The sequence below is a fragment of the Anabaenopsis sp. NIES-4685 genome (assembly GCF_059725405.1).
The window spans coordinates 3,724,586-3,737,470 of record NZ_AP043602.1 but is presented as its reverse complement, the minus strand read 5'-3'; the positions used below and the strand labels follow the sequence as shown (position 1 = coordinate 3,737,470).

Sequence of the window (12,885 nt, the reverse complement as noted above, 5' to 3'; positions counted from 1 at the left end):
AGGATTTGATATGTAATACTATTTTTGTCGGAACTGGTAATTAATCATTAAAAAATTAGCTGTTGCCATAGCTCTTCTGATTCAGGTAGTTGTCAATTTATCTTGCTGTTCTGAGTAACTGATTGGTGAGAAATTTGGGTGTAAAACTCAGAGTTAAAGCTGCAATCGTGCGGAAATTAAATTTCTGCTGTTTGAGCGATCGCCAAAGGTGATAACGTGCTGTTTTTGTCTGTTTATTTCGTAGTAAACCAATTCCCAATGTGGTATGGGATTCTAACAGTTTTCCTTGAAAGTAAGATTTAAATTCCTTTATACGACTATCTTGTATAAAGATTTGGTAACAGAAAATCTCGCTTTTGGCCTTGCGAATTTTTGCCTGTGTATCACGATTACCACTGAGTTGAGTTTCAGTTTCGTGATGGTCTCGATATAGTGTTAGTCTTTCTGGATGATAGTAAGCACTAGAACCCGATATACAGCAGAGGTAGGTTAAATATAAATCCCACATCCCCCCAATTTCTGAGGGAATAATCTCCCAATCAATCACATGATTGCGAATTAAACAAGCTGCTGCTGTGGGTATGCTTTTATCTATTAACCCAATTTTATAGAATGGTTGATGAGTTCCAGTGGCGAGTTGATCTCGCTTATAACTGCGTGTATTCAATTCAGTTCTATCATATTGAATCTTGCCATACCTATCGATAATATATTGGTCACAAAAGGCGATGATTAAATCAGAATTTGCTTCTAAGGGTGGTACAAGCTTTGCTAAAAAGTCCTCCTTCCACATATCATCATCGTGGAGAGTAGCGACATATTTACCACGCGCCATTTTGAAACCATGTATCTGATTTCCCAGCATTCCCACATTTTCTGAATGTCGCCAAAAGCGAATGCGTGGATCTGCAAAAGATTCCACCATGGCTTGGGGACTTTCTGGACTGCAGTTATCAGAAACAATAATTTCAATGTTTCTATAAGTTTGGTTAACAGCACTGGCGATCGCCTGCTTGAGGTACTCTGGTCGATTATAAGTGGGAATGACTACACTCACCAACGGGCTATCTGTAGGGTTGAATTCAGTATTTAGTGACATAATTTCGACTATTGAGATGATTTTAAAACTTTATTGTTAGTGGTTCTGTCCTCAAATTGGGCGATGGTTTGCCCATAAATTTCTGCTAACCTTTGCAGGTGGATATCAATAGTAAATTCTGTCTGGTACCAAGCTTGACCCCTCTCACCCATGAGTCGGCTTTTGGGATAATTAGTGGCTAGTTCGTTGATAGCATGAGCTAATTGTTTGATATTATTAGCTGGAACTAAAATTCCTGTTTCCCCATCTCGTATATGTTCGGGAATACCGCCTACAGCACTAGCAATGATAGGTCGATAGTGACTATAGGCTTCCAGGGTTACTAGACCAGCGGGTTCAGGCCAAAGACTAGGAAAGACTACGGCAAAGCACTGTTGATAAAGTAACTCTAATTGCTTACTATTACACCAACCATGCCAAGTAATGCGATCGCTTAAGCCCATTTGACTGGCTAGTTTTTCCATGGTTGGCTTACTCCAACCATCGCCAGCAATATCAAGATGGATACCTTCGTTAGTTTGCGCCAAAGCTTTAATCAACCATTCCACGCCTTTATCGGGAACAATGCGACCAGCAAACAAAATCCGCTGATTTTGATGAGTGGCTAAATTTAAAGGTGCTGTGGGTTGTGTAGGTGGTTTGACACCACACCGCAGTGTCACCACTCTTTGCGGTGGGATACCATTACTAATGATTTGCTGACGTACATAATCACTGTTAGCAATTACAGGAATTTGCAGTTTTTTGAGTCTTTCTAGTGGATGGTAAGTGTTAAACCAATTGTGTATCAGCTTTTGCGGCCGGCGACTACCACAACCGTCTATCAAATGTCCCCAAGCACACCCCAGAGGATTTATGGGGCGATCGCACACTTTGGCGCGATTGGCTAAATATTTTGTGCCACTAGGACAATAGCTAGAGTGATTATGTAAAGTCAATATGGCTGGACATTCTTCCCGCAAATCCAGCAGCATATCTGGGTCGTGAATGTGCAGTAATTGGGCTTGCTGCTGATCGAAATTCTTTAAAGAATAAATTGTGCGATCGCTGACCCCAGTCATGGGAGAATTTATCAAAGAAGCTAAATAAGTTTCAATACCCCCACCCCCACTGATATTAGTACGGGAGCAGTGATAGATCATTTTCTTATCAACTAATGTGTAACTCATATTGACTCAAATTGTTTAGTTATAATCATCATTTTTCTCTAACACAAGTTAGGATGAAAATTTATATTGCTACATTCATCCAAAACTTATGTCTCACATCACTGACATAATGCCGTAGAGCAATTGTTTTACTCGCCAATTTATCTCTATATATAAATTGATCCATGACATTCATTACATACTTTTCTGAGGATAGAGGAACGCTATCATGATTATGAATTGTTAAATGGACAATGGTTTGTTCTGTAAAATAGCTTGGTGTTCCTGATAAATTTGCTAAACGTTTGATGGCAGAACTCCAATCTAACTCATGCTTAAATAAAATAAATCCCGCATTGATAGGATTTAATTTTTCTGTTTCTTCATAAAGGATTCTCCCATCTAGTGAATTTGCACAATCTGGTAAATAATGGCAGACTGGACTATCTGAATTAGCCAACTCTACTAAATCACTTCCCCCTGGGAAGAATAAAATATCTGAGTCTGTATAGATAGTGGTACCATGAATGGGAATTGACATCAATGCTGATAATTTTTTACCCATAGGATGGATTTGGGCATAATCACATACACATTGCGGTAAATCTGGTTTAATAAATTCGTTGATGGGTATGACTTCAACACAGGGATGAATCCGGCGCAATAACTGACAACTCAAATCAGTATAGCTACCATCAGAAACCACGGTAAATTTATGAGGGATACCAACATGAGTGATAAATGAGCGAATACTTGCCACTTGTTCGGGTAAGTCTCGTTCACAAGATAATGCATATACACTCAACGGAACTTGTTGAGTTATTTTGATGTCACGTTTAACGGTTTTAGCTATCTTAGATTGATATAAATTACGGTTAATTTTTCCTTGCAATCTAGCCGCATGATAGCCAATATTTACCATTTTTTATATCTCCTAAAAATCAAGAATATATCAATTTATTCTGCAATCTACCAGCGATAAATCAGGATAAATTTATCCAGGGTTACCCATTTGATATTGGGTCCTGTGATATTCCCATAACTTGCCTTTAAGTTCTAATAATTCCTGGTAATTACCTTGCTCGACAATGCGTCCTTGTTCTAATACCACGACTTTGTCTGCTTGGGCGATAGTTGAGAGACGATGAGCGATCGCAATCACTGTTTTACCTACAGATAGCTTTTCGAGAGATTCTTGAATCAAGCGTTCAGTCATGGAATCAAGAGCGCTGGTGGCTTCGTCCAAAATCAGAATTTCTGGGTCTTGCAGCAAAGCCCGGGCGATGGCAATTCGCTGGCGTTGTCCTCCAGATAATCGCACTCCGCGATCGCCCAGTTGAGTATTTAACCCTTCAGGCATTTCTTCAATAAATTCGAGTGCATTGGCTAGTTGAGCAACTTTGCGAATTGCAGCTTCAGTCGCCCCTTCTGTACCGTAAGCAATATTATTCGCCACAGAAGTATTGAAAATAAAGGTATCCTGACTGACAACAGCGATTTTCTGTCGTAAAGATTTAATGTCAAATTTGCGGATATCCACGCCATCAATCATGATATTTCCGGCTGTTGGATCATAAAATCGGGGAATTAAATCAATCAATGTACTTTTACCAGCACCAGTACCACCAACTAACGCCGTAGTTTTACCTTTTTCAATACTTAGGGTAATATTCTTGAGCACTGATGTATTAGCATCATAGCCAAAATCCGCTGAGACTACATCAATTGAATACTCTAGCCCATTAAATGAGAGATAACCATTTTGTAAATAGGTTTTATTGTCAGTTCTAATTAACTCCTTAATATTATCTGCTGCTCCTTCGAGTGTGCTTAAATGGGCTCTAGTGCCATTAATATCTTGGACAATTGGCACAACGCGAAAGAGAACAAAGAAAAATGTCAGCAAAGAAGCTACCTGTAGGGTTCCATTGGCAACAAAAGCAGTAAAGGCAAAAACAATCATGCCAATCAGAATCGTACTAGCTAAAGCTTCAGCTAGTGGTCTAACCAGCGCCCAGGTTAATACAACTTTGGTGGCGGTGCTAACTACTTGATTGCTAGCTTGATAAAAACGATGGCGCTCAAATTCTTGAGTTGAAAATGCCTGAACAGTGCGAATTGCGTTAATAAATTCAATAGCTATAGAGGTAAATTTCCCATTAGCAATTGAGGTACTAAAACTAGTTTCCCTAGCACGGGAATTGAGTGTTGATAATCCAACCCCTATTAAGGTGAATAATAGAAAAGAAATAATTGTCAGCTGCCAAGATAATAAACACATGGAGACAAAATAGACACAAATGGTTATCCCTCTAGTTATCAAAAATGCTGCTCCACTAAACCACTGTTTTATTCTCTCAATCTCCGTAGTGATAGTATTAATTATTTCGCCGGATTTGGTGTTATTAAAATAACTTAAAGGTAATGCTTGCAACTGTTCAAAAATTTGTTTACGCAAGCGGTCGGCTAGACGTAATTGAGATATTTCTATGTATACTTGTGCGAGGTAATTGAAACTAGCACGTATCCATGTACTGACTAAAATTAGTAAGGAAATACGATATAGTCTCTCAATTGCCGATGTCTGAGTCGCTAAAATCCAGGTGTCAAACCAAGAAATTCCAGTTTGAATTGGTTCGGCATCAGGGGTAGTTAAATTTTGCAAAAATGATAAGAGAAAGCCGATACTAAAACCTTCAAAAGTTGCAGCTAGCACTGAAAATAGTAAAGCGAGAATAGCAACTTTGCGGAATTTGTTAAATTCTCGCAATATTAAAGAATTTTTCTGCCAAAATTTACTGGCTTTAAAGCGATCGCCTAAGACTTGAGCAGCTTGAATATACATGATTCTTTTACAAACATAATGTGATCAATTGGAACAGTCATAGAGATGCTCAACAACCCTTTAATTTGAGTAAGACAAAAAATTGCTAATCTTTGTCTAGGGTGCGTCAGACAAAGCGCCATAACGCACCTGAGAGACTAAATGCATTTAGCAGAAAATCACAGTGTTGGGTTATCTAAATGCAAGAGACTAGATTGTTGCCATGAATCGGTCATGTCTGATAATTGATTCATCTGCTCTTGTCCCGCCACAGTTAGAGCAGTTTCTAAAGTACAATTAGGAGATACCATCAAAGTCGTTTCACCGCGCAGCACATTCCACAACTGGGGTAGATGGTCTAGATCGTATTTACGCATCCAACGCCCTAAAGGTGTGAGATTCTCCTTTGTGGTTGTACAAAACTTGAGGGCACGAAAGATTTTACCTCGTTTTCCCACCTGCCACTCACTGGTGAAAATTGCCCCTGGTGACTCCACCTGTAAAATGACAAATAATACCAGCATAACTGGACTCATGAGTAGTAGCAAAAACAAAGCGGTAATCCAGTCAATGAGTTGTTGCCAACGGCTAAGTTGTTTATTGTTAGAGGGTAGGCGAAGAAATATGGGCTTACCAGCTTCCTCGCAGGCTTCAACCCACAGTGTCAGATAATCCTTGCCAACACTGGGATCTATACTGACCAAATTTACCGGAGAATGTTTTAAGCAATTGACTAATAATTGCTCATCATGCAAGGAAGGTAAGTAAAGGTGTTTAGTTTTTCCGGGGGATTTAACTAACAACTGACCACGCCGCCATTGGAGTGTACAGTATGAAAAGCGATGATTGTGGTGTTGCTCGGCTGGATGAGAGGAATTGCCGAGGGTAGGAGGAATTAATGAAATTGTCATATGTCTTTGGATCTATACAATAGTGAATCGCTGAGTTAATATTGAAGGCTATGAATGCCAAAGACTCAAACCGAATTTTGTTTTGCTCCAAAAATAGGTAATTGTGTGCCGAAATATGCTTTTTAAGTTGCACTCCAGATAACTCTATATTTTGGGCAATTATGCTGGTGTAAAAATGTAAAAACCAGAAGGATACTTAGGAAATAAGTAGCAGTAAACATACGGCACAAAAGGGAAATTAAGGGGATTATCTGATCAACATGGATAATCGAAAAGTGCTTCAATAAAATTCCCTCATCCCTTAAGTGCGCCATAAATTCATATCTACAATTAGTTGCGACTACCTATTTTTTTCTGAATCTCACAAAACCAGTTTAACCTTGACTTTTAGTTGTTGCGTTGGGGCTTTAATGTCTAGGATATAAGACCTTTGAGACCTGACTATATGGTGGGTTAAATTCTTTATTTAGTCTTTAAATAGCCACTGCTTTTTATCCTTAATTATAAAGCTACTATAAATATAGTTATTTTGAAGTAATAGTATTATCCTGGAAATTTGATATTAGTCATATCCGAGAAAGAATGTAGAGAGTTTCCAGGGAATATCTCTATAATGGTTATAGGATGGGCATATTTAAATTCTGGATATGTCTATTGAGAAAATCCAGCAATGGCGGCTACTGGAGTTGAGACAATTACAGACATATTTATTGGGGTTAGGTAAACTCTTAGCGGTCAGGATACCTACCCCAGAATAATGTTAGTATTCAGATTTGTGCCTCATCTATCTACAAACTGCTGGATCTAAAAAAAAGATATGTGCGATCGCCCAAGCGCTGTTTCTGGGATGGAGGGCTTTTGTCACTTCCCAGACCAAACACTGGGTTAGGGCAGTTGACCTGAGCGATCGCACATAATATAAAACCTTTCAATTGGTAAAGCACACTGATACAAGTAAACGCTTCCTCTGTTGCTCACCTATTTTTCCAAAACTTGTTGTAGCGCTAATTGGGACGACTTAGACGGCTGGGGATACTGTACATAGGTACTGTCAGAGTTTGAGACTCCACTAGCCACAACCCCGATGAGGTTTAACTTACTCAACATACCTGTAGCTTGGGCTATTTGGCTGCGAGTTACTTTACTCATGCTTGCTGTGAGTACCACACTACGACAAGATGAAGCTGTAAGCATGGCATCCACCAAACCAAGAACTGGCGGAGCATCTATGAGAACCAAATCATAATTTTCCTCAAATTCCCCTATTAATTCTTTCATGCGTGGTGAACTCAGAAGATTTGCGGGGTCAATAGGTATAGGCCCGGCTGTTAAAATATCAATGTAAGCCGAATCTAAAGTAGGAATACCATGACGGTTGGGAATAGCCGCATGACTAGCCAAGAGGGTAGATAGTCCTTGCTCATTGGGAAGATTGAGTTGTTCGTGGAGACTGGGATCTCTTAAATTAGCATCAATGAGTAGTACCCGCTTGTGTAAACGAGCTGCACTCATAGCTAAACCCAACGCCAAAGCTGACTTACTCTCATCTGGTAAAGGCGAGGTAACCATCAGGGACTTCAAGTTGGGAACAGAATTTAAAAGTTCAATATTTTTCAAAATTAAATCCAGGGATTCCCAGCGCGGTGCTGATTGCAACACCTGAATAGTCCAGGGGGCAAGAACTTCTGGTTTCCCAAAAGGTAACTTAATAATTGATTCTCTGCTTTTGGTAGTTGGCAGTTTGGGAGTAGTTCCCAACAAGGGTAAGGAAACCTGTTTTTCCAGTTCAGCAGTGGTATGAACAGCATCATCAGATGCTTCTCGAATAAAAGTAGTCATACCTCCTAACATCAAGCCAACCACTGCACCCAACAACAGATTCTGCTGGAGATTGGGCCCCATATAAATACCTAACTGCGGTTCTTCCACAACTTCCCAGTTAAAGCCCCCTTTGGCAAGTTCTTGGCGCAATTTCTGTTCTGCTCGCAATAGCTCCTCTAACCTTTCACGGCTAAATTGTAGCTGTGGCATAATCCGATTGTAATAAGCCAACAGAGGCGGAAAGCGTTTGATTTCAAAACGCAATTCATTTTCTTTTTCCGCTAAAGTTTGATCGCGGGCGCTTAAAGCAACTATAGTTGTTTGGGTTTCCACTAGCTGAGTAGCCAGATTCAGGTCAATTTCGCCAAATTGTCCTTGTTCTAAAAGAGGTACTTGGGAGGAGAATACACCATTAGACTGTACGCCTAAAGTTCTGCTAACCTCTTGTTGCAATAATTTCTTCTGGCTTTCAAGTTGTTCTTGAAGCTTTTGTACACCGGGAGTTGCATCGGTAAAGCGCAACCGCTCTTGAGCTAGTGCTAGTTCGGTTTTTTGAATTTCGTTGAGTAAGCCTTGGTAACGGGTAGACTGACTCAGACGAGAAGCAACCAGAGCATTTTGTGGAGAACGCCTGAGTTGTTCTTGCAAAGTTTTTTGGCGTGCTATGGCCTCTTGATACTGAGAACGGGTAGTACGACGCTCTTGTTGAATAGCATTTAAAGAGTCTTCTAGGGTTTTAGCTTGTGACTCAGGATCGATTAAATTTTGGTTTCTGCGGAATCTTTGCAGATTAGTCTCTGAGGCGTTCACTTCCTCGCTGGCTTTATTTAACTGTTCTCGAATAACTTGTAAACCTTTTTGTAACCGCGCATCCTGTTGCTGTTTATTATATTCGACATAAACTTGCCTAATTGCGGCCAGAACTTTTTGTGTCTGTTCGGGATCGTTGGCACTATACTCTACTTGGAAAATTTTTGTAGCTAAATTATCTTCTTTATTCCTGATTTGATGAAGAACTAAAGATTCTTTAATTTCGTTGACATTGATCTGAGGATAGTCAGATTTAAGTTTTTCAACTGCTTGTTGAATCAGTCCTGAACTTTGCATGAGATTCAGCTGGGTTGCTGTGTCTATCTTAATGTCAGGCTCGATAAATTGAGTGTCTACTCCGGCATCTTCTCGCCTACCTTGATAATTAGGTTCTACAAGCAACTGCATGGAGCTTTTATAAGTAGGTTTTGTCCTTGAAGTTACTAGAGCTGCGATGGCAATTGAAGTCAAAAATACTGCTAAAAACCAAGGAAACCTCCGAATTAATATCTTAAATAGCTGTCCGTAGCTTGGTTCTATACTAGAGTTAGTAATGTGATTTATACCCGGACTAAGACTAGGTTGATTCATGTTTATTATCCTTATCTGCTATACGTTATACGTAGCGTAAATCCCTTTAGGGATATAGTGATACTAATTTTAAATTCTCCCTGATTCTAAACTTTCAGGCTAACTATGACAAGATATTTTATGGTGGGTACATAAGCTTTACCTAATCTTTAATTTAGAAATTATAACTCCCTGTTTATTTCTAGATGTGTGATTTTTTGTGGCTGGTTGATAATCTGTATATAATGCGTCACAAATTATCAATTTACACTGCAAGTTTGTTCAATAAGCTGCTCAACCTTGTTAAAAAATACTGGTTCCGAAAAATTATTAACTGCATGCTTACGAATACTTTCATAATCCCAAATGATTCGTCCGGACTCTAGTAATGCAGATTGTATGGACTCGGGTGTTTGTCTCTTAAACAATACCCCTGTTTTGCCGTGTATCTGTGTATCTAAAACTCCACCTGCCCCGTAGGCAATCACTGGTGTCCCACTAGCATTTGCCTCAACTGGAACTAATCCATAATCTTCTAAAGCTGCAACTATTACAGACTTGGCCTTAGAAAATAATTCTTTGCGTTGAGAATCACTGACGTGTCCTAAAAATTTAATATTATCTAAAGCTTTGGCTTTTAGACGTTGTTGTTCAGGTCCATCGCCTGAAATTAATAATTGCCAACCTAGCCAGTTAAATGCTTCGATGATTATATCTAGCCGCTTATAGCTGATCATCCTCGCCGAGGCCAAATAATATTCATCTTTTGTATCTGAGAACAAGAAATTATTTGTATCAATGGGATAGTTAATGGCAATTGCTTGTTTGTTATAAATTTTTTCAATACGACGGGCAACTATACTAGAGTTAGCAATGTAAAGATCGGGTTCTTGAGCATATTTCAAGTCCAGATTTCTCATTAGTTGAAAAATTTGCTCAATTAATGGCGCAAAATATCGGTAGTCTCCATATTCCCTTAAATAAGTTTCCGTATCCCACAGGAAACGGGTAACATTATGACAAAAACAAATATGTTTTGCATCTGGACGTTTGCGTACTGCTTTGGCAAAGCTCGTACTGCTACTAATAATCAAATCATAATCTTGTAAATCCAAGGCGCGAAAGGCGGGAAAATACAAAGGAGCCATCAATCTAAAATACTTGACTGCGCCGGGAATTTTTTGCAAAAAAGTAGTTTGGACTATACGCTCACCCATATCAATAGTTTTTTGCGGATTGTACAAAGAGGTAAAAACATCCGCTTCGGGATAGCGCTTACAAAGTAACTCAAATACACGCTCTCCCCACCGCGCTGGGTTAAGTAATCATGAACTAGAGCAATTTTCATAGTTGTGTCTAAATTTATTCTTAAGTGTGTTGTAAAAGTTTCTAGCTAGTTGCTCTTAATAACTTGAGTGTTGAGAATTATCAATACCCATTCTTATATCTTTCACCTCTACATACAAATCTAGACAAGGTGAAAAGGTCTGCCCTCATGATCAATGTTGCTTGGACTACAGTCCTCACTACAAACTGAGTTTATGTGTTGGTGGAAGATTCCCTCAAACATCCTCTGAGTTTTTGAGGGATTTTCTTCACTGCACTGATACAGAAGGTACTGTTGTTACCCAACCATTGCGAGAACTTTTTCTGATGCAAAATAAGCGTTTTGTTCGGCGCGCAGTTGGTCGCAAAGTCTACCTTGAGGTAACTCTACATCATCGTAGGTGAGGACTTGATCCTGGCAAATGTCTCGTTTGAGGCGACAGCCTTCGGCTAAACCGATGGGTAGCAATTTCTGCTCTTGAACAATGGCAGAATTCTCACATTGGCCGTAGGTCATATAGTAGCCGATACCATCTAAGGTTTCGCCAGCTTTGAGGTTAATTTTGGCAGTGGTGATCACATCCACCACTGGCCGGCCAGGGGAGATAAGACAGTATCCTGGAACAGGACAGCACGCGCTACAGACAATGGAACTTCAAAATGGCAGAGGTGATAGGGAGTGTAGAAGCTATATAAAGGACCTTCACCTAATTTGTACAAATCTAGATAGTGACGTTGTTTGGGGTCTTCGTGAGTAGCAAATACAAACACGCCGGGGCTGGGTTGAGCGCCAACTACATAATCAACAATACCACCAAGTTCTTTTAGTTGTTCAACATCGTACATTTTGGTCATTTGATCAACATGACCGCTGAAGTTGTAACCTAGCATTCCGCGTTGGGCTACTTTCATTCCTGTAGCGTTAGCAACGATGGCTTGCTCGAAGGAAATTTTGGTTCCATCGGCAAAGCTGGTCACCATGTGGGCTTTTTGACCCCAACGTTTAGCAAATCCTTCTTGGGTTGTAGGATTGCGATAGGGGTCTTGAAGTCCTTTAATATTACCGCACAATAACGGAGTCAGACCAATACTTTTGACAAATCGGTAGAGATTCATTTCTACCCCTGGTTGATCTCCATCACAGGCGCTGAGAATGATTCCGGCTTTGTCGGCGTACACCTTCAGGATGGGGCCGATGGTAGCGTCAAGTTCGGCGTTCATCATAATCACATGTTTACGATGGGCGATCGCTTGCATCACAATGTGAGCACCAAATTCGACTGCGCCAGTAACTTCGATGATGGCATCAATTCCCTCAGCTTGGCAGAGTAATTCAGCATCTTCGGTAACTGCATATTTATGCTGTGCGATCGCCGCTTCTAATTCAGTTACACTGGTAACAACTTCAATATTTTCTCGTCCTGCTTCTGTATAAGCTCTTTTAGCTGCATGAACCTGACGGCTAAAAACCGCCACCAACTCCATTCCGGGAACTGAATTAATAATTTGATTCGCAATCCCCCGACCCATAAAACCAGCACCAATCATTCCCACTTTCACTGGATTTCCAGCTGCGCCGCGGGCTTCTAAGGCACGATCAATAATAATCATTAGTTCAACTCCTCTGTGTTAAATAGAACTATTTATGTAGTCCAGTGATCTATCCCATGAAACTTCCTAGGTCAAACCATTTGAAATTAATGCCCTTAATCATTCTTCGGTTGTGTTCCTTGGATCCTTCATGGTTCATTCCTTCACCACTTATAATGCATGGCACAACTAGGCACTACCAACAGGAATCATTTCTAGTAATGTCCAATTTAAATCCTTCTCGGAAATGTGAGTAACTTCTAAAGGCCATTCAATATTAAAAAATGGGTCATTATAGCGTAACCCCCGTTCATAACCTGGTGTATAAAACTCACCCACTTGATAGATAACTTCAGCCTCATCTGTGAGAGTTTGATAACCGTGAGCAAACATTTCTGGTACGTACAAAGCCCGGTGATTTTCGGCGCTTAATTCCACGCCTATATGTGATAAGAAAGTCGGCGATTCAGGACGCATATCAATAATTACGTCATAGATTACCCCTTGAGTACAACGCACTAATTTCGTTTCCGCAGCTGGGGAAACTTGATAATGCATTCCTCTGACAGTCCCTTTTTTATGGTTAAAAGATATATTACATTGGGCAACGGTAGGTTTTAAGCCATGTGCCATAAACTCTTGAGCGCAGAAACCACGGGCGAAAAATCCGCGATGATCCGGCTTTTTGTCAACATCAACAATGAATGCGTCTTTGAGTGCAGTTGGGGTAAAATTCATAGAATTTATCTTGATAAGTCCTTGGGAAAAAGTTAGCACTATCTCGGA

The 12,885-nt window shown here is 40.0% G+C and carries 7 protein-coding genes and 2 pseudogenes; all 9 read right to left on the bottom strand.

The window, feature by feature from the left end:
- Positions 1–97 precede the first annotated feature (97 nt).
- The 9 genes and pseudogenes from AC6IZ0_RS16005 to rfbC all read right to left on the bottom strand — a co-directional run bounded on the left by AC6IZ0_RS16005 (position 98) and on the right by rfbC (position 12,837).
- Positions 98–1,099, bottom strand: coding sequence for a glycosyltransferase family 2 protein (locus AC6IZ0_RS16005; RefSeq protein WP_497723831.1), 1,002 nt, complete (start codon positions 1,097–1,099; stop codon positions 98–100).
- An 8-nt stretch (positions 1,100–1,107) separates the two neighbouring features.
- The gene (locus AC6IZ0_RS16000; RefSeq protein WP_497723829.1) at positions 1,108–2,268 is read right to left on the bottom strand and encodes a glycosyltransferase family 4 protein; all 1,161 of its coding nucleotides are present in this window, start codon (positions 2,266–2,268) and stop codon (positions 1,108–1,110) included.
- 61 nt (positions 2,269–2,329) lie between these two features.
- On the bottom strand, positions 2,330–3,169 hold the full coding sequence (locus tag AC6IZ0_RS15995; RefSeq protein ID WP_497723828.1) for a hypothetical protein: 840 nt from the start codon (positions 3,167–3,169) through the stop codon (positions 2,330–2,332).
- Positions 3,170–3,241: 72 nt separating this feature from the next.
- Positions 3,242–5,092, bottom strand: coding sequence for a heterocyst formation ABC transporter subunit HepA (hepA, locus tag AC6IZ0_RS15990; RefSeq protein ID WP_497723827.1), 1,851 nt, complete (start codon positions 5,090–5,092; stop codon positions 3,242–3,244).
- Positions 5,093–5,250: 158 nt separating this feature from the next.
- On the bottom strand, positions 5,251–5,982 hold the full coding sequence (gene hepC, locus AC6IZ0_RS15985) for a heterocyst development glycosyltransferase HepC (protein ID WP_497723825.1): 732 nt from the start codon (positions 5,980–5,982) through the stop codon (positions 5,251–5,253).
- Positions 5,983–6,960: 978 nt separating this feature from the next.
- Positions 6,961–9,204, bottom strand: a complete 2,244-nt coding sequence (locus tag AC6IZ0_RS15980; RefSeq protein WP_497723824.1) for a GumC family protein — start codon at positions 9,202–9,204, stop codon at positions 6,961–6,963.
- A gap of 239 nt (positions 9,205–9,443) precedes the next feature.
- Positions 9,444–10,531 (bottom strand): annotated as a pseudogene (locus tag AC6IZ0_RS15975) (glycosyltransferase).
- A 276-nt stretch (positions 10,532–10,807) separates the two neighbouring features.
- Positions 10,808–12,120: pseudogene (locus AC6IZ0_RS15970) on the bottom strand (NAD(P)H-dependent oxidoreductase).
- Between the two features lie 168 nt (positions 12,121–12,288).
- Positions 12,289–12,837: a dTDP-4-dehydrorhamnose 3,5-epimerase gene (rfbC, locus tag AC6IZ0_RS15965; RefSeq protein ID WP_497723822.1), complete on the bottom strand. Its 549-nt coding sequence runs from the start codon at positions 12,835–12,837 to the stop codon at positions 12,289–12,291.
- Positions 12,838–12,885: the final 48 nt, after the last annotated feature.

What these genes read in the sequence shown, in the direction of transcription:
- AC6IZ0_RS16005 (WP_497723831.1), bottom strand. Translation starts at nt 1,099, where the DNA reads ATGTCACTAAATACTGAATTCAACCCTACAGATAGCCCGTTGGTGAGT.
- AC6IZ0_RS16000 (WP_497723829.1), bottom strand. Translation starts at nt 2,268, where the DNA reads ATGAGTTACACATTAGTTGATAAGAAAATGATCTATCACTGCTCCCGT.
- AC6IZ0_RS15995 (WP_497723828.1), bottom strand. Translation starts at nt 3,169, where the DNA reads ATGGTAAATATTGGCTATCATGCGGCTAGATTGCAAGGAAAAATTAAC.
- hepA (WP_497723827.1), bottom strand. Translation starts at nt 5,092, where the DNA reads ATGTATATTCAAGCTGCTCAAGTCTTAGGCGATCGCTTTAAAGCCAGT.
- hepC (WP_497723825.1), bottom strand. Translation starts at nt 5,982, where the DNA reads ATGACAATTTCATTAATTCCTCCTACCCTCGGCAATTCCTCTCATCCA.
- AC6IZ0_RS15980 (WP_497723824.1), bottom strand. Translation starts at nt 9,204, where the DNA reads ATGAATCAACCTAGTCTTAGTCCGGGTATAAATCACATTACTAACTCT.
- rfbC (WP_497723822.1), bottom strand. Translation starts at nt 12,837, where the DNA reads ATGAATTTTACCCCAACTGCACTCAAAGACGCATTCATTGTTGATGTT.